At 71.4% G+C, this 17,612-nt stretch carries 17 protein-coding genes; 8 read left to right on the forward strand and 9 right to left on the reverse strand.

The window, feature by feature from the left end; translation table 11 throughout:
* Positions 1 to 367: 367 nt before the first annotated feature.
* From fdh to ACWDGI_RS09510, 7 genes are all read left to right on the forward strand, one after another.
* A complete protein-coding gene (gene fdh / locus ACWDGI_RS09480; protein WP_450757037.1) occupies positions 368 to 3,613 on the forward strand; it encodes a formate dehydrogenase in 3,246 nt (1,081 codons plus the stop codon).
* Positions 3,610 to 4,521 carry a 4Fe-4S dicluster domain-containing protein gene (locus ACWDGI_RS09485; protein WP_450757039.1) on the forward strand — a complete coding sequence of 304 codons (912 nt, stop codon included), beginning with the start codon at positions 3,610 to 3,612 and terminating at the stop codon, positions 4,519 to 4,521. Before fdh ends, ACWDGI_RS09485 begins: the two co-directional genes overlap by 4 nt.
* Positions 4,518 to 5,498 carry an NrfD/PsrC family molybdoenzyme membrane anchor subunit gene (gene nrfD / locus ACWDGI_RS09490; protein ID WP_450757041.1) on the forward strand — a complete coding sequence of 327 codons (981 nt, stop codon included), beginning with the start codon at positions 4,518 to 4,520 and terminating at the stop codon, positions 5,496 to 5,498. The genes ACWDGI_RS09485 and nrfD overlap by 4 nt, the downstream gene beginning before the upstream one ends.
* A 533-nt stretch (positions 5,499 to 6,031) precedes the next feature.
* Positions 6,032 to 7,069: an AI-2E family transporter gene (locus tag ACWDGI_RS09495; RefSeq protein ID WP_450757043.1), complete on the forward strand. Its 1,038-nt coding sequence runs from the start codon at positions 6,032 to 6,034 to the stop codon at positions 7,067 to 7,069.
* 166 nt (positions 7,070 to 7,235) lie between these two features.
* Positions 7,236 to 7,580, forward strand: a complete 345-nt coding sequence (locus tag ACWDGI_RS09500; RefSeq protein WP_450757045.1) for a hypothetical protein — start codon at positions 7,236 to 7,238, stop codon at positions 7,578 to 7,580.
* 51 nt (positions 7,581 to 7,631) lie between these two features.
* Positions 7,632 to 8,597 (forward strand): LLM class F420-dependent oxidoreductase, encoded by a 966-nt coding sequence (locus ACWDGI_RS09505; protein WP_450757047.1) that lies wholly within the window; start codon positions 7,632 to 7,634, stop codon positions 8,595 to 8,597.
* A 19-nt stretch (positions 8,598 to 8,616) separates the two neighbouring features.
* Complete coding sequence (locus tag ACWDGI_RS09510) at positions 8,617 to 9,294, forward strand: HAD family hydrolase (RefSeq protein WP_450757049.1); 678 nt, start codon at positions 8,617 to 8,619, stop codon at positions 9,292 to 9,294.
* A gap of 79 nt (positions 9,295 to 9,373) precedes the next feature.
* Here the strand turns inward: ACWDGI_RS09510 and ACWDGI_RS09515 are convergent, their stop codons facing one another.
* From ACWDGI_RS09515 to ACWDGI_RS09545, 7 genes are all read right to left on the reverse strand, one after another.
* Positions 9,374 to 10,294 (reverse strand): Rieske 2Fe-2S domain-containing protein, encoded by a 921-nt coding sequence (locus ACWDGI_RS09515; protein ID WP_450757051.1) that lies wholly within the window; start codon positions 10,292 to 10,294, stop codon positions 9,374 to 9,376.
* Between the two features lie 221 nt (positions 10,295 to 10,515).
* Positions 10,516 to 11,040: a hypothetical protein gene (locus ACWDGI_RS09520; RefSeq protein ID WP_450757053.1), complete on the reverse strand. Its 525-nt coding sequence runs from the start codon at positions 11,038 to 11,040 to the stop codon at positions 10,516 to 10,518.
* A gap of 229 nt (positions 11,041 to 11,269) precedes the next feature.
* Positions 11,270 to 11,830, reverse strand: a complete 561-nt coding sequence (locus ACWDGI_RS09525; protein ID WP_450757055.1) for a hemerythrin domain-containing protein — start codon at positions 11,828 to 11,830, stop codon at positions 11,270 to 11,272.
* A 233-nt stretch (positions 11,831 to 12,063) separates the two neighbouring features.
* Positions 12,064 to 12,621 carry a hypothetical protein gene (locus tag ACWDGI_RS09530; protein WP_450757056.1) on the reverse strand — a complete coding sequence of 186 codons (558 nt, stop codon included), beginning with the start codon at positions 12,619 to 12,621 and terminating at the stop codon, positions 12,064 to 12,066.
* 184 nt (positions 12,622 to 12,805) lie between these two features.
* Entirely contained in the window at positions 12,806 to 13,822 is a 1,017-nt protein-coding gene (locus ACWDGI_RS09535) for an iron-containing redox enzyme family protein (RefSeq protein ID WP_450757057.1), read from the reverse strand.
* Positions 13,819 to 14,031 (reverse strand): CDGSH iron-sulfur domain-containing protein, encoded by a 213-nt coding sequence (locus ACWDGI_RS09540; RefSeq protein ID WP_450757058.1) that lies wholly within the window; start codon positions 14,029 to 14,031, stop codon positions 13,819 to 13,821. The genes ACWDGI_RS09535 and ACWDGI_RS09540 overlap by 4 nt, the downstream gene beginning before the upstream one ends.
* Entirely contained in the window at positions 14,012 to 14,692 is a 681-nt protein-coding gene (locus tag ACWDGI_RS09545; RefSeq protein ID WP_450757470.1) for a HemK2/MTQ2 family protein methyltransferase, read from the reverse strand. The genes ACWDGI_RS09540 and ACWDGI_RS09545 overlap by 20 nt, the downstream gene beginning before the upstream one ends.
* 260 nt (positions 14,693 to 14,952) lie before the next feature.
* Here ACWDGI_RS09545 and ACWDGI_RS09550 point away from each other — a divergent pair, with 260 nt between their 5' ends.
* The gene (locus ACWDGI_RS09550) at positions 14,953 to 15,939 is read left to right on the forward strand and encodes a YihY/virulence factor BrkB family protein (RefSeq protein ID WP_450757059.1); all 987 of its coding nucleotides are present in this window, start codon (positions 14,953 to 14,955) and stop codon (positions 15,937 to 15,939) included.
* Between the two features lie 119 nt (positions 15,940 to 16,058).
* Here ACWDGI_RS09550 and ACWDGI_RS09555 read toward each other — a convergent pair whose 3' ends face one another.
* Entirely contained in the window at positions 16,059 to 16,358 is a 300-nt protein-coding gene (locus ACWDGI_RS09555) for a DUF5133 domain-containing protein (RefSeq protein ID WP_450757060.1), read from the reverse strand.
* Positions 16,359 to 16,422: 64 nt separating this feature from the next.
* Positions 16,423 to 17,250, reverse strand: coding sequence for a SigB/SigF/SigG family RNA polymerase sigma factor (locus ACWDGI_RS09560; RefSeq protein ID WP_450757061.1), 828 nt, complete (start codon positions 17,248 to 17,250; stop codon positions 16,423 to 16,425).
* Between the last annotated feature and the right edge of the window lie 362 nt (positions 17,251 to 17,612).

Consider the following 17,612-nt stretch of genomic DNA (forward strand, 5'->3'; position numbering starts at 1 on the left):
ACACGCGTGACCCGCTGAAGGCACACGCCGGTACCACCTGACGGCTCCCTCCCTGGTTTCACAGGACGGGAGCCGTCACCGGGTACGCCCGCCGGCGGACGTGGCGGCCCGGCTCCGGCCGACGTGTGGAGCGACCGTTGCCTCATGCAACGGCCAAGATCGTCCGGTACCCATCGGTCGGCCCTGCGTAGCCCCACCGGCGGCGGGTACCCGGGGCCGGAACCCACGCCTGGCCGCGAGAGGAAATGCACGGTGAGCGACCGCCGTCCGAAGCCTCACGGGAACGACCGTCCGAAGCCTCCCGGGAACGACAGAGAGTGACACCCGCCGACGCCGCCGGGCTTTCCGGCCGCCGAAAGGACACACCATGGGTGTGCGTACGTGGATCAGTGACTGGCCCGCCTTCCGCCAGCTCACCGCATCCGACCCGCTGGGCCGGGGCCGGGCCGCCATGTCGGCGCGCACCCAGCACCTCAGGCCGCGCACGGTCACCGCCGACAGGGTGGTGCGATCTGTATGCCCCTACTGCGCGGTGGGCTGCGGGCAGCAGGTCTACGTCAAGGACGACAAGGTCGTCCAGATCGAGGGCGACCCGGATTCGCCCATCAGCCGAGGGCGCCTGTGTCCCAAGGGTTCGGCCACGCTGCAGCTCACCACCGGCCCGGCCCGCCGCCACGAGGTGCTCTACCGGCGGCCGTACGCCGCCGACTGGGAACCCCTCGACCTGGAGACCGCCATGGACATGGTGGCCGACCGGGTCATCGAGACGCGGCGCCAAACCTGGGAGTGGGAGTCCGAGGGGCTGCGCACCGCGCGCACCCTCGGCATCGCCAGTCTCGGCGGCGCGACCCTCGACAACGAGGAGAACTACCTCATCAAGAAGCTGCTGACCGGCCTCGGCGTGGTCCAGGTGGAGAACCAGGCCAGGGTCTGCCACAGCTCCACGGTCGCCGGGCTAGGCACCTCCTTCGGGCGAGGCGGGGCCACCACCTTCATGCAGGACCTCCAGCACGCCGACTGCATCGTCATCCAGGGCTCCAACTTCGCCGAGGCCCACCCCGTCGGCTTCCAGTGGGTGATGGAGGCCAAGGCGCGCGGCGCCCGGATCATCCACGTCGACCCGCGGTTCACCCGCACCAGCGCGCTGGCCGACCTGCACGTCCCGATCCGGGCCGGCAGCGACATCGCGTTCCTCGGCGCGATCATCAACCACGTCCTGACCGAGGAGAAGGACTTCCGCGAGTACGTCCTCGCCTACACCAACGCCGCCACCCTGGTGAGCGAGGACTTCCGCGACACCGAGGACCTCGACGGTGTCTTCTCCGGGCTGGACGAGGACAAGCACCACTACGACCCCTCCAGCTGGCAGTACGAGGGCGTCGAGGTGCAGCAGCCCACCGGCGAGGTCGACGAACAGTACGAAGAGCGGGTCCACGGCTCGGGCGGCCCGGAGGCACACGGCTCGGGCGGGGCGCGCACCGCGGGCCGGGCACCACGCGACGAGACCCTGCGACATCCGCGCTGCGTCTACCAGGTCCTCAAGCGCCACTACGCCCGCTACACCCCGGAGCTGGTGGAGGAGGTCTGCGGAGTACCGCGCGCGAAGTTCCTCCAGGTGTGCGAGGACCTGACCGCGAACTCGGGCCGCGAGCGGACGAGCGCGTTCGTGTACGCGGTCGGCTGGACCCAGCACTCGGTCGGCGCCCAGTACATCCGCGCCGCGAGCGTGCTCCAGCTGCTGCTCGGCAACATCGGCCGCCCCGGCGGCGGCATCCAGGCCCTGCGCGGCCACGCCTCCATCCAGGGCTCCAGCGACATCCCCACCCTCTACAACCTGCTGCCCGGCTACCTCCCCATGCCGCACGCCCACGCGCACGAGGACCTGGAAGCCTTCATCAAGGCCAGCCGCACCGACAAGGGCTTCTGGGCCGACATGCGGGCCTACTTCGTGAGCCTCCTGAAGGCGTACTACGGCGACGCGGCCACCGCCGCCAACGACTTCTGCTTCGACCACCTGCCGCGCCTGACCGGCTCCCACTCCACCTACGACACGGTGATGGCCCAGCTGGACGGAGTGTGCAAGGGCTACTTCCTGATGGGCGAGAACCCCGCGGTCGGCTCCGCGAACACTCGGCTCCAGCGGCTCGGCATGGCCAACCTGGAGTGGCTCGTCGTACGCGACTTCTCCCTCATCGAGTCGGCGACCTGGTGGCAGGACGGCCCGGAGATCGAGACCGGCGAGCTGCGCACCGAGGACATCGGCACCGAGGTGTTCTTCTTCCCGGCCGCCGCCCACACCGAGAAGAACGGCTCGTTCACCAACACCAACCGCTGGCTGCAGTGGCACCACGCGGCCGTCGAGCCCGAGGGCGACGCCCGCAGCGACCTGTGGTTCATGTACCACCTGGGCCGCCGTATCAAGGAGCGGCTGGCCGCCTCGACCGACCCGATGGACCGGCCCGTACAGGATCTGACCTGGGACTACCCCGTCGACGGCCCGCTGGCCGAACCGGACGCCGGCGCCGTACTCGCCGAGATCAACGGCCACGGCCCGGGCGGGGCGCCGCTCTCGGCGTACACCGAACTCAAGGACGACGGCTCGACGAGGTGCGGCTGCTGGATCTACTGCGGGGTGTACGCGGACGGCGTCAACCAGGCCGCCCGCCGCCGGCCCGGCAGCGAACAGGACTGGGTGGCCGCCGAATGGGCCTGGGCGTGGCCCGCCAACCGCCGCGTCCTCTACAACCGGGCGTCGGCCGCCCCGGACGGCACGCCGTGGAGCGAGCGCAAGGCGTACGTCTGGTGGGACGAGGCCGAGGGGAAGTGGACCGGGTACGACGTCCCGGACTTCGTACCCGACCGCGCCCCGGACTTCGTACCGGACGAGGACGCGACCGGACCCGACGCGCTGCGCGGCGACGACCCGTTCATCATGCAGGCCGACGGCAAGGGCTGGCTGTACGCGCCCGCGGGCTTGGAGGACGGCCCGCTCCCGACCCACTACGAACCGCAGGACTCGCCCTTCGCCAACGCCCTCCACCCCTCCACACCGCGTTCCCCCGTACGGCAGTTGCTGCCCCGGGAGGGCAACCGCTACCACCCGAGCGGCGACGAGAAGGGTGCCGAGGTCTTCCCGTACGTCATCACCACACACCGCCTCACCGAGCACTTCACGGCGGGCGGCATGAGCCGCTGGTCGTCCTATCTCTCCGAACTCCAGCCGGAGTTCTTCTGCGAGGTCTCCCCCCAACTGGCCGCCGAACGCGGCCTCGAGCACCTGGGCTGGGCCACCATCGTCACGGCCCGCAACGCCGTCGAGGCCCGCGTCATGGTCACCGCCCGGATCACACCCCTCACGGTGCACGGCCGCACCATCCACCAGATCGGACTGCCGTTCCACTGGGGTCCCAACGGAGTGGCCACCGGCGACGCGGCCAACGAACTCGTCGCCATCGCCCTGGACCCCAACGCCCATATCCAGGAGGACAAGGCGCTGACCGCCGACATCCGCCCGGGCCGCCGCCCTCGCGGGCCCGACCTGCCGAAGCTGGTCGCCGAATACCGCAGCCGGGCGGGCATCACCGCCAGTACAGGGACGGAGACCCGGAAATGACCGACCGCCACCTGCTCAGCGGTGCCGAACCCGACCCCGCACGCGACGCAGGCCATCCCGAACCCCCGCCCCGGGTCGGCTTCTTCACCGACACCTCCGTCTGCATCGGCTGCAAGGCCTGCGAGGTCGCCTGCAAGGAGTGGAACGCCATCCCGGAGGACGGCCTCTCCCTCACCGGCATGAGCTACGACAACACCCAGGGCCTCGGCGCCTCCAGCTGGCGCCATGTCGCCTTCATCGAACAGCAGGTCCCGGCGCCGGACGGACGCACCCGGCTTCCCCTGGCCGAAGCCGAGCCCGAGCCGTCCGCCGAGCCCGGGGAACTTCGCTGGCTGATGTCGTCCGACGTGTGCAAACACTGCACCCACGCGGCCTGCCTCGACGTCTGCCCCACCGGCTCCCTCTTCCGGACCGAGTTCGGCACGGTCGTCGTCCAGGAGGACATCTGCAACGGCTGCGGCTACTGCGTGCCCGCCTGCCCGTACGGCGTCATCGAACAACGCCCCGATGACGGGCGGGCGTTCAAGTGCACCATGTGCTACGACCGGCTCGGCGCCGGCCAGGAACCCGCCTGCGCCAAAGCCTGCCCGACCGAGTCCATCCAGTTCGGCCCGCTGGACGAACTGCGCGAACGAGCCGCCCTGCGCGTGGACCAACTGCACGCGGCGGGCGTGGACGGCGCACGGCTGTACGGCCACGAGCCCGATGACGGCGTCGGCGGCGACGGCGCGTTCTTCCTGCTCCTCGACGAACCCGAGGTCTACGGGCTGCCCCCGAACCCGGTCGTCACCACCCGCGACCTCCCCACGATGTGGAAGCACGCCGGTGCGGCGGCCCTCTCCCTGGCCGGAGCCTTCGCCGTCTCCTTCGCGCTGCCCGGTGTGCTGGGCGGGAAGGGCACCCGATGAGCGACTCCAAGAGCAGCCTCGGGCAGGGCACCCGGCAGGGGCGCCGTAAGCGCAACGGGGAGCAACTCATGGTTCCCCGGGCCGAGTTCGAGTCGTACTACGGGCGTCCGGTCATCAAGGCACCCTCATGGGGCGCCCGGGACATCGCCGGGTACTTCTTCCTGGGCGGGCTCGCCGGCGCGGGCTCCGTGCTGGCGGCGGGCGCCCAGCTCACCGGGCGTACGTCGACCGCCACAGCGATGAAAGTGTCCTCCCTCGCCGCGGTCTCACTGTCCGCCGCCGCGCTGGTGCACGATCTCGGGGTGCCGAGCCGGTTCCCCCACATGCTCCGGGTGCTCAAGCCCACCTCCCCCATGAGCGTGGGCTCCTGGCTCCTCGCCGGTTACGGACCGGCGGCCGGCGCTGCCGCGATCACCGCCGTCACCGGCCGGCTGCCCAGGGCCGGGGCCACGGCGACCGCGGCGGCGGCGCTGCTCGGACCGGCGATCGCCTCCTACACCGCCGTCCTCGCGGCGGACACCGCCGTACCCGCCTGGCACGGCGCGCACCGTGAACTGCCCTACGTGTTCGCCGCCTCCGCCACGGCCGCCGCCTCCGGCATGGCCCTGCTCCTCGGCCCGGTGCACGAGTCGGCACCCGCACGCTGCGCCGCGGTGCTCGCCGCCGGCGCCGAGGAGGCCGCGACCCGGGCGGCCGAACGGCGCCTCGGCATGGTCGCGGAAACCTACCACCAGGGCCGCGCCGGAACCCTGCTGCGCACCGCCCGCCTGCTCACTGCGGCAGGCGCCGCCACCGGCCTGGTGCTCGGCCACCGCAGCCGCCCCGCGGCCGGACTCGCGGGCCTCGCCCTCCTCGCGGGCTCGGCCTGCACCCGTTTCGGCATCTTCGCGGCAGGAGTCGCCTCGGCCGAGGACCCGAAGTACACGGTGGCACCCCAACGCGCCGCCGCCGGCCCGTCCGACGAGACCGAGAGCTGACGGCGCACCAGCCCAGGCTCGGCAGCCCCACAGAGTTCGCCGGGGCCGACGAACCAGAAGGCGACCCGCAGCACCAACTCCCGTCGGCCGACATCCAAAGCGGCATCACACGCGACCACATCCTCGACGGCACGGCACCCCGGCCGTCACCGCGGCGGTCAGCCGGACCCGAGACACGATCACGGAGCCATCAGAAACGGCCGGCGCCGACGGGCTCTTACCGGCGGAGCATCCGGGTACCCGGGGCCGGTGTCGCCGGCCCGTCCTGAACGACCTGGTCGTGGGCGACGGCACAGGGCGAGCACGGCTGCCCGCGCCCGGCACCGCGAGCGGCGGCCCGAGGTGTCCCGCCGTGGTACCACGCCCGTCCGAGGCAGTCGAGGAGAGGTGTCGCGATGTCTGCGCAGTCCGAGCCCGGGGCCGTTCGCGAGGAGCACGGCGCTGTCGAGGGGACGCGCGCGCGGGACCCTGGCGCGGGCTCCGCGGAGGGCGTACCGGCGTCCCGGTCCGAGCTCCAGGAGTCTCACGGGGACGTGCGTGAGCGTCGTCGCCGGTCGTGGGTGACCGTGGGGTTCGGGCTGGGGCTGGGGGCGAGCCTGGCGTGGCTGGCCGTCCAGACGGTGATGCGGGTCAGCTCGATGCTGACCTTGCTGTTGCTGGCCGTGTTCATCGCGATCAGCCTGGAACCGCTCGTCCTCTGGTTCACCCGCCGGGGTCTGCGGCGCGGCTGGGCCGTCGCCATCGTGCTGACGGGGTTCGTCGTGGTGCTCGGCGGGTTCCTGGCTCTGGTCATCCCGCCGGTGACCAAGGAGGTCTCCGCGCTGGTCGACGCCGTACCGGGCTGGTTGCAGCAGGTCCACGACCACCAGTCGGCGATCGGACGCCTGGAGGACCGCTACCACCTGGTGGAGAAGGCCAAGCAGCAGATCGGGTCGGGAGGCGGAGGGAGCGGTCTGGCCGGAGGGGTTCTGGGCGCCGGTCAGATGGTCCTGAGCACCCTCACCTCCACGGTGATCGTGATCACGGTGACCCTGTACTGCATGGCGGCGCTGCCGGCCATCAAACAGTTCTGCTTCCGCTTCGTGGCGGTCAGCCACCGCGAGCGCGTCCAGGGCGTGGCCGAAGAGATCATGAACCGGATAGGCAAGTTCATGCTCGGCAACCTCGTCACCTCCGGGATCGCCGGCGTGGCGACCTTCGGCTGGTGCGCGGCCACCGGTGTCCCGTATGCCGCCGCGCTGGGCATCTTCACCGCGCTGATGGACATGATCCCGATCGTCGGCTCCACCCTGGCCGGCGTCGTCGTCAGCCTCGTCGCCCTGTCCGTGTCCCTCCCCGTCGCGATCGCGACGGCCGTCTTCTACGTCGTCTTCCGGGTCGCCGAGGACTACCTCATCGTGCCGCGGGCCATGAAGTTCGCCGTCGACGTCCACCCGCTGGTCACCGTTCTCGCGGTGCTGGTCGGCGGGGCGCTTCTCGGCATCATCGGCGCCCTGGTCGCCATCCCGGCGGCCGTCGCCGTCGGCCTGGTCCTCGACGAGTACGTCTTCCCCAAGAAGGAGCGGACCTGACGCCACGTGGACGGACGGCCCTTCCGGAGCCGCGCCGGGAGGGAAGTACGCGACCCGGAGGTTCGTCCGCCTGAAAGGACACGAGACGGGTACGCGTACCGGCGCCAGTGACCGGCCCGTCCGGTGACGGGTGACGAGTCCTGTCCCACCCAAGGAGAGTGCCCCGATGGCCACCGTGTCCCTCACCGGAGCGTCCGAGGAGGACGCCGCCGCTGTCTTCGGCGTGCTGCGGACCGCGTTTCCCACCGACCGTCCCGCCGACGACGTGCCCGAGGAGCAGCCGGGTGATCGCTCGACCGTGTGGAGCGCGGAGTTCGAACCCACGCAGGAGTGGGACCCGCCCGCTCCGGTCCCCCTGGCGGGCTCGGTCTCCGCCACCTTGCAGGGCGACTACCTCGCTGTCGATCAATTGTTCGAAGCCCTGAGTTCCGCGTTCACCGTGCACCGGTCGGGCACGGCGTCGGGTGACCAGGAGAAGGAGGTCGACCTGCGGCTCGCGACGAAGGGGTGACGGGGCCGGAGACCGTACGTGTGGGGTCCAACCACGAGGAGATGAGCGACCATGGTGCAGATCGGATACACGATGATGACCGAGCAGGCGGGCCCGCGGGAGCTGGTCGGCCATGTGGTGGGTGCCGAGCGGGCCGGTTTCGACTTCTCGGTCATATCCGACCACTACTTTCCCTGGCTGGAGTCCCAGGGCCACGCCTCCTACGCGTGGAGCGTGCTCGGTGCGGCCGCGCAGGCCACCGAACGCATCCCCCTGATGACGTACGTGACGTGCCCGACGGCCCGCTACCACCCGGCGGTCGTCGCCCAGAAGGCCGCCACCGTCCAACTCCTCTCCCAGGGGCGCTTCCGCCTCGGACTCGGGTCCGGGGAGAACCTCAACGAGCACGTGGTGGGCGGTGGTTGGCCCGCCGCGCACGTCCGGCTGGAGAGGCTGGAAGAGGCCGTCGAGATCATCCGCGCACTCTTCGCGGGCGAGAACGTCAACCACCACGGCGCCCACTTCGACGTGGAGAACGCCAGGTTGTGGGACCTGCCCGACGCGCCCCCGCCGATCGGTGTGGCCGTCTCCGGCGACCGTTCGTGCGAACTCGCCGGCCATCTCGCCGACTTGCTGATCGCCACCGAGCCCAGGCCGGAACTGATCGACGCGTTCGACCGGCACGGCGGCACGGGCAGGCCCAGGGTCGGCCAGCTGCCGGTCTGTTACGACACCGACCGCGACACGGCGATCGCCCGCGCCCACGACCAGTTCCGCTGGTTCGGCGGCGGCTGGCCGGTCAACTCCGAACTCCCCGGACCCGCCGCCTTCGAATCCGCCACCCGGTTCGTCCGGCCCGAGGACGTGGCCGAGTCCATTCCGTGCGGCGACGACGTGCAGGCGGTCGTCGAGGCGGTACGCCCCTACGTCGACGCGGGGTTCACCGAGGTCGCCCTGGTCCAGATCGGCGGCGACCACCAGGAGCCGTACCTGGAATGGGCCGAACAGAAGCTGCTGCCCGCCCTGCGCGAACTGTGAGAGAGCGAGGGCACCCGGGATGACCCTGAAACGCGCCGCGATCTTCGATGTCGACGGAACCCTCGTCGACACCAATCACCTGCACGTCGTCACCTGGTGGGAGGCGTTCCGGCAGGCGGGACACCATGTCCCCATGAGGGACATCCACCGGGCCGTGGGCCTCAGCGGCGGCGACCTGCTGGACCGCCTGCTCGGCGACGGCGAGGACCGCGACCCCGACGAGGACGAGCAGCTCACCGCGGCCCACCACGCCCTCTACGCCACCTACTTCGAGCGGCTCCCGGCGCTGGACGCGGCGGGCGACCTGCTGCGCGCACTGGCCGGGCGGGGCTGGGAGATCGTCCTGGCGACCTCGGCGAGCGGTGCGGAACTGGCCGCGCTACGGCGGGCCGTCGACGCGGACGACGTCATCCTCGGGGCGACCAGCGCGGACGACGTCGCCGACGGCAAACCCGCCCCCGACCCCGTCCAGCAGGCCAGGGAACTCGCCGGCGTACCGGCCGAACGAGCCGTGTTCGTCGGCGACACCGTCTGGGACATGACGGCCGCCGCACGGGACGGAGTCATCCCGGTGGCGGTGCTGTCCGGCGGGATCCCGCGCGCGGACCTGGAGGCGGCCGGCGCCCGCGCGGTGTACCGGGACCCCGCCGACATCCTCGGACACCTCGACGCCGGAGTCTTCGCCGACCAGGAGTGACGGCCTCGGCACCCGCACCGGCCCGTGCCAGGACGCGCCTCTGCTTCTGCCTTGGCTTCTGCGGCCCGGCAAGGCGGTTTCAGGTGCGCAGCCGGGCTTCCACCCGACCCTCGGTGATGCGGGTGTCGAAGGCGGGCTGCGGCGCGGTGGCCGGGCCGGTGAGGTTCCAGCCGTCGGTCAGCCGGAAGGTACTGCCGTGCCAGGGGCAGCGCAGGCAGCCGTCCTCCAGAGTGCCTTCCGACAGGGGGCCCGCCAGGTGGCTGCAGTGTTCCGCCAGCACGTACACCGTGTCGTCCGACCGGCGGACAGCGACCACGGCCACGCCGTCGAGGTCACGGCGCGTCGGCCGGCCCAGCGGAAGGTCGGACAGGTCGGCGACGTAGTGCCAGCCCGGCTCCACCAGCTGTGCGACGGCTTCGGCGTGGTTGGCGCCGGCTGCCAGACGGTAGGCGAGGTGGCCGCCGAGCGCGCCTCCGGCACCGACGACGCCGAGCCCCGCCCAGCCGTACATCCTGCCGGAGATCTCGTGTCCGCGCAGACGAGCGGTGAGGGAGGTGACGTACAGGGCGACACCGGTGAGGTTCGCCGCGGCATGGACGATGCCGACGCGCAGCTGCCGACGGTTCAGTTCCGCCCAGTCCACCCAGCCCGACACCGCGGCCGGGGCCGCGGCGAGCAGGCCGGTGGCGATCAGGATGCGGGCCGCGCGTCGATGGCCGGGCACCGAGTCGAGCACCGCAGCCGACAGCCAGCTGCCGAGGGGTATCTGGACCAGCAGCGGGTGTACCGGGTGACCCAGCCACCGCCCGTGCAGCGCGTCTCTGGCCCGGCCGAGCGGCACCGCCTGCACCGTCCGCTGCACGACCGCGAGCAACTTGTCGGCGCCGGAGAAGCGTTCCAAGCGGTCGACCGCTTTCAGGACACGGCCGGGGCCCCCGGCGTCGGGCAGAAGCCGTCCGGCCGCCGGCGGGAGGCGGTGGGGGAGGGTGCTGAGTCTCATGTGCTCCGAGTAGCCGCTTCGCACGGCCGTAATCAGGCAGCCTCTGCCGAGCCGAGAACACCTCGTGACCTGGCCTTCGACGCGATGATCGAGCGGCTGGAGGAGCTCGTCACCGCGTCTTCGTGGCCCGTCGGCGACTCGTCGCCGCACCGGCCGAGCAGCAGACCCCCGGGCGCTGAGGACGGCGAGTCCGGCGCCCGGGACGACCCCGGGGGGAGAGATCAGGACAGTTCGGCGCTGTCGACGCTGAGCAGTTCCATGAGCTGGGGCCGGTGCAGGGCGGTGATGGTCTCGAGCAGGTCGGGATGGCGGAGCAGAGCGGCGGCTTCGGTGTCCCACCGGCCGGGGTCGGTCAGCCGTCGCAGGCCGCCGACGGTGTGGCACTCGCTCATGGGGAGGGCCTGCTGGGCACGGGTGGCCAGAGTGGGGTCGGCCAGGAGGCAGGCCGCCCAGCTGACCACGGTTTCGTCGACCCAGGTCCGCCAGGCGGTGTCGTCGGGCCGCGGGTCGCATCCGGTGAGCCAGTCCAGCCGGTGGGATCCACTGGGTGCGAGCAGGTGGAGCAGCTGCACGTCGAGGCTGGTGGGGTAACGCAGGGTGGCGGCGAGCGTGGCGGCCTGTCGGGCCTGGGCCTCGGCCAGCGCCTGGCTGAGCGCGCCGGCGGGCGCGGGGTAGGCGGCCAGCAGCCAACGGGTGGAGGCGGCTATGACAGGTGCCAGGTCGTCGGTGGTCGGATCGTCGGTCACGGCGGTCGGGTCCCTTGGGAACGGGCTCGCCTGTGTCCGGTCGATCGGTTCCGCGAGCTGTTTCGCGGAGCCGCGCTGCCCCGCTCGTGGCGTACCAGCGTAGGCAGCCGTCCCGGAAGAGGAAATGAGCCGCGTCACAGGGGGCCCGTCCGGGCGCCGGGGCCGGACCGGAGGTGGACGGTCCGGCCCCGGAACCAGCTCGTATCACCCGCCGTAGGGTCCGCGGGTGTCAGGACCTGCCACGGCCGGTGACGAAGTCGCGGGCCCGGTCCACCAGGCCGACGCCCGGAGCGAGAAGCTTGTTCGCGGGTGGGGTGTCGGGGGCGGAGGGGTGCGGGCGGGTCGGGGCCATGGACTTGGCCCGGCGGATCTTGTCCCCGAGGTCGTTCAGCGTCTTGGGGGAACAGGCCTGCCGCAGCATGGGGAAGAGGTTGTTCTCCTCGTCCTGGACGTGGGCGGCGACCTCGTCCATGAGCTGCTGCAGCAGCGGGCTCATCTCGGGGGCGTCGGTGTCCGTCTTCTCCAGTTCCTTGAGGAGCTTCTCGATCCGGCCGTGGTCCGCGATCTCCGTGTCCGCGATCCGGTCGCCGCCGTCGATGTGCTCGCGCACCGCCGGGTACAGGTACTGCTCCTCGGCGACCGAGTGCCGTACCAGTTCGATCGTGACCTCGTCCGCGAGATCACGGAGTTCCTGCCCGCCGCCCGCCATCTCCTGGATCCGGGCGAACATCTCCTCGACCTCCCGGTGGTCGGTCATCAATTCCTCCAGCGCGTCTCCGCCGTGCCCCATCGCCTGTCCGCCTCTCGCTGTTCGAGTCCGGGCCGGGTCCGTCCCCGCCCAGCAGACAGTGGTTCCCCCTCCGGGTGGACCCGGCGCCCGCCCGGCGCGAGGTCCACCCGGTCGGCCGGACGCCGCGGACCGCCGCGGCCGCGAGTCCGCGAAGCTCGCTGAGCGCCCTCGCGGCACGCACTTCGTCCGACCGCCGGACCCCTCGCAGGCGGTTGCTCGCCCCGGTCTCGGTGTCAGGAACGGGCGGCCCGTGGCTGGCCGCCGTCGGTGAGCAACTCGTCGAACACCGTGCGGTAGTGCACCATGGCACTCCGCAGTTGCTCGGTCGTCGCCTGGCTGCGGGTGCTGAGGGACTCCACCTCGTGTGCGGCGCGGTAGTGCTCCAGGGTGCGCCCGTGCTCCACCGAGAGGTCCTTCATCTGCTGGTCGAACCCCTCGGTCGGGTAGCCGCGGTCGTGCATCAGGGAGGTCACCAGCTGGTCCGCGTCGTGCACCGCGTCCTCCGGCCGGTCCACGAACTCCTCCTGGACGCTGCTCCATTCCCGTGTGTAGCGGTCACGCGAGACGGGGGGCAGCGGTTTGATGTCCAGTGCATCGTGCCGCTTCTCGCGTTCCCTGAGTTCACGCTCACCGGCGAGCCGGCCGTCGGATCCTTCCATGGTCCGTTCGTACTCCGGGCCGAAGCGCTCACGGAGGTGCCGGCGTCGTGCCATGAGCGCCACCGCTACAGCGACGAGGGCCAGCACCACCACGACCGCGATGATGATCGTCAAAATTGTTCCGGTGGACATGGGCACAGGCTCCTTGAGGGGAGGTAAGGTGCCTTTCGAGTTCCCATTTATCCGATATTCACCCCTTTTTTGGCGTCGCGTCGAGGCGGCGCATGCACATGATCAGTGCATGGCCCACGGTTGGGTGACACCCGCCCGGGCTCCCGGGTGATCCCGGCGCCCTCCTCGTACCGCATGCGCGCTGTCACAGCGGTGTGCGCAGTGAGGTGCGGCCGTCTCGCCAGGCGGAGCGGAGGTGGTGGCCGAGCCGGTTCTCGGACCATTCGGTGGCGTCGACGCCGAAGGCGATGTCCTCGTCGAGGAAGGGCTCGGTTTCCAGGAGGCCGCCGACGACGTCCCGCCGGACGATCTGCTCGTGGACCGCGTCGGCCTCCACGTGCTCGGCGTAGAAGTGCACGGCCGCGGGGCCCGCGCCGACTCGCGCGAGGCCCTGGGCGAGGCGGCGCGAACCGGGCGACGAGGTGGTCTCCACGGCCGCGAAGTGACCCACCAGCGCCCCGCGCAGTGCACGGTGGAGTCCGAACAGGGACATGAGGTTGACGTTCGCCAGCATCTCCGCGCCGGCCGAGTCGACATAGCGTCCGTACGTGCTGTCCAGGCCGAGGTCGGCCATCAGGTCGGCGAACAGCCGGGCGTGGACACGCTCGGCCCGTCCGGCACCGAACTCGTCGTACTCCACCGCGACCATCGCGGCCTTCGCGCGGCCCGTGAGGCGCGGTATCACCCAGGCGTGCGGGTCGGCTTCCTTCAGGTGATAGAGGGAGCGCTGGGCCGCGTACTCACGGAACTGCCACAACTCCCCTCGCTCCTTGAGGAAGTGGGAGGGCCCGTCGCCGACGACGGGCTCCACGAGAAGTTCCGCCAGAGCCTCTTCCGCCTTTCTGGGCGGCCCGACGTCGGCGCGGAGCGCGGACAGGAAGCGGTGCTCCAGCTCCGCCCGCAGCCGCAGCAGGCCGGGCTCCCACTCCCACTCGGGGCCGACGCCGGCGAAGCCTCGGTAGTGCAGTTCGTAGCAGAGGTAGAGCGCGAGTTGCAGATCGTCCCCGTACGGGTCCGCGTCTGCCGCCGTCACCCGTTGCGGCAGCGGCGTCCCGGCGGGACGGCTCAGCAACTGCCCTACCGCGTCGGAGAGTTCACCCCTGCTCTGCGGCAGCGCGGGGCCGGTGGCGCGGTCGTGGACGGCCGGTGCGGTGCTGGTCATGTGGTCCGCCTCTTCTCCCGGGCACGGTGGCTGGTGTCGCACCAGGGATAGCTCCGGCTACGCCGGCAGACGCAGAGCGCGACGGTGAAACGGTCCGAGCACACGGTGCTCCCGTCCTCCAGCACTACCTCGACCGGTCCTTCGACGAGGATCGGCCCGTCGCTCGTCAGCGTGACCCGGCGCGGTTGTTCAGTGCGTCCGTTCGGCACGGATGATCACCAGCTCTTCCTTCTCCTCGCCGGCGTCGACGAGCCCCTGCTCCCGCAGCCACGGCCCGCGCGAGCGGAGCACCGGGCCGAAGGGCACGAGACGCCGGTCGGTCACCCGGGCTTCGAGTCCTGACCGCTCAAGGCAGGCCAGGGTCGGCGCGATGCCGCACAGGGCGGAGTGCACGAGCAGCAGTACACCGCCGGGGCGCAGCGAGGTATGCGCACGGCGGCATATCCGGTCCAGCAGGAGGCGTCCGTCGGCACCCCCGTCCCACGCCACCGCCGCGCGATGGCGGCGGGGGGCCGCCCCGGGCGTCGGGACGTAGGGCGGATTGCTCACCACGAGGTCGAACCGGCGGCCGACGACCGGGCCGAACAGGTCACCGTGGAGGACTTCGACGGGCAGGCGGGCCAGCCGGGCGTTGAGCCGGGTGGCGAGGACCGCCCGGTAGGCCCTGTCGACGGCCGTGACGCGGGCGCCACGCCGGGCCGCGGCCAGGGCGAGAGCCCCGGCACCGGTCCCCACGTCAAGGACGGCGGCTCCGGCGCCGATCTGCTCCCGGCCCAGGGCCTGGGCCAGCAGCAGGGTGTCGTGCTGGGGGGCGTACACCCTCCACGGGGCCAGTACCGGGCCGACTCCGCTGTCGTTCCGGGTCGTCATGTCGATCACGCCTACACCTCGCAGCCGCGCCCCGAGCGTGTCACCGGACGCACCCGCGGGGTGGCTCCATGCGAGGGGGCGCCTCAGGAGCGAGCCTCGTAGGGCACACCCGACCAATGCGTCACGGCACCGAGTGCCCGGCGAAACGGACCTCACACGGCACAATGGACATTTCTGCGATCGACCAGGCGCCGCGGCCTCATTCCCACAGGGTGCTGATCCCGACACATGGCCGGCCCGGGCCGGGATACTCCAGTCGCATGCCACGGACACCGGGATCGGGACAGCAGGTCGAGCGTCGTATGCCGGACAGGCCCGGAAAACTGCCGAAAGGGTCCTGGCGGGCGGTGCTCAAGGGCACGGTCAGGGAATTCCAGAGCGACGAACTCGCCGACCGTGCCGCGGCGTTGACGTACTACGGCGTCCTGTCGCTCTTCCCGGCGCTGCTGGTCCTGGTCTCGCTGCTCGGCGTCGCCGGCAGGTCGGCGACACAGCAGGTCCTGGACAACGCCGAGAAACTGGCCCCGAGTTCGGCCCGGGACGTCATCAGGGACGCGGTACGGCAGCTTCAGGCGTCCAGCGGCATCGGCTCGATCGTCGCCGTGGTCGGCATCGTGCTGGCGGTGTGGTCGGCCTCCGGCTACATCGCGGCGTTCATCCGCAGTGCCAACGTGGTGTACGACATGCCCGAGGGCCGGCCCGTGTGGAAGGTGCTGCCGATCCGGGTCGGTGTCACGGTGGTACTGCTGGCCCTGGCGGTGGTGAGCGCGCTGATCGTGGTGTTCACCGGCGGTCTGGCCCGCGCGGCCGGTTCGGTGCTCGGAATCGGGGAGGCCGCGCTGAATGTGTGGTCGGTCGCGAAGTGGCCGGGGCTGGTCATCCTGGTCATGACCATGATCGCGATCCTGTACTGGGCGGCGCCGAACGTGAAGGGCCGCGGATTCCACTGGGTCACTCCGGGCAGTGTGCTGGCCCTGCTGGTCTGGATGATCGCCTCGGCGGCCTTCGCGTTCTACGTGGCGCACTTCGCGTCGTACAACAAGACGTACGGCACGCTCGCCGGGGTGATCGTCTTCCTGATGTGGCTGTGGATCAGCAACATCGCGATCCTGCTCGGCCTGGAATTCGACGCGGAACTGGCCCGCCAGCGTGCCATCGTCGGCGGACTGCCGAAGGGCGAGGAGCCGTACCTCCCGCCCCGCGACACCCGCGCCTGGAGCGCGGAGGACCACCGCCGCATGGACTGACACGGCTGGCGGAGCAGGGCTGAGACTGAGACGTATCGCCCGGCCCACGGCCGGGCGATACGTCATCCGCTCGGCCGTGGGCCGGACGAGGGCGGTGACCGGTCCGCCCGGCAGGACTGTCAGGCCGTCGGCAGAGCGCTGCGGGCTCTGCCCCGGGCGACGCCACCGGAGGCGACGACGGCCCGGCCCCGCCCGAGGCCGGGCATGATCTCAGCGCTGTCGATCGTGCGGTCGAGGTAGTCGTGGGCGACCTGGAGAGCGTGGGCTATCTCCCGCGTCCCGGTGGAGACACAGAGCGTGTAGGCCACATCCTGCAGGCGTGTGCAGAGAACGTCGTCGTCGCTGAGGGTCTCCGTCGCGAGAACCGTCTCGTACTCCTCGACGAGCTTGCGCAGAGTCGCGGGGTGGGGCATGAGCATGTACGGCCTCCTCGGATCGGAACGGCGGGAGCGAGAAGTTGCGCGGACCACGGGGGACGGGGTGTCACTGCCGGCCGAGGGCTTCGGCGCGGACGCGGGCGCAGCTGCGGCTGATGAGGCGGGAGACGTGCATCTGGGAGATGCCGAGGCTTTCGGCGATCCTGCTCTGCGTCATGTCCTCGAAGAAACGCATGTAGAGGATGGCCCGTTCGCGTTCGGGCAGCCGGCGCAGTCCCTCCTTGGCCGCCTCCCGGTCCACGACGGTGTCGTAGGAGCCGTCGGCCTCCCCGAGGGTGTCGGCCAGGCGGTGACCGTCCTCGCCGGCCGAGAGCTCGGCGTCCAGGGACAGCGTGCTGAAGCTCTCCAGCGCCTCCATCCCCGCCTGGACCTCGTCCTCGCTCAGCCCGGTCCGGGCCGCGAGGTCGGCCACCGAGGGCTCCGGGCTGCCGGGACTCTCGGTGAGTTCACGGCGCGCCACCCGCACCCGGTTACGCAGTTCCTGCACCCGCCGGGGCACCCGCAGCGCCCACATCCGGTCACGGAAGTGCCGCTTGACCTCACCGGTGATGGTGGGCACCGCGTAGCTCTCGAAGGCACCGCGCGAGGGATCGTAGCGGTCCACGGCCTTGACCAGACCCAGCGCCGCGACCTGGCGCAGATCCTCCACGGACTCACCACGGTCACGGAAACGGCCGGCGATCCGGTGCGCCATCGGCAGCCACGCGGCCACCAGTTCCTCACGCAGAGCCTCCCGCTCGGGACCCTCCCCGAGATCGGCGAGCCGGGCGAACAGGTCTGCGGTCACGGGAGCGTCGTCGTGGGTCCGCCGGGAGGTGGCCTGAGCGGTGCGGGCGGGCGTGCGGAGGCTGCTGTTCGACAAGTCGGTCGGCATGCGGAATCGCTCCTGGACGCATTTGCAGAAAGCCTGGAGTGTGACGTCCAGGCATTTCCTGAGGTCTTTTCAGGGGGCGCCACAGCGGAAAGGCGTTCTGACACCGGAGGGCGCCGAAAGCCGGGATGATTTCCCGCTGGGCATGCGCCTCCGGTCCGAAGCACAAGACCTCGTTTGCCCCTGATCATGGGCCGTAAACAGGGCGTGCCGGGCTGGCCGGGGCAGCCTTCGGCCACCTCGGCGACAGGGTTCGTGGCGGTGCCGCAGCCGGCACCGGCCTCGCCCGACGGCGGTGATCAGGTCTTGCGAATCGACGAACGCGTGGCCGGCCGTGGCAGTGCGGCGCGACCCCGGCCTTCGCT

Source organism: Streptomyces sp. NPDC001220 (assembly GCF_053597895.1).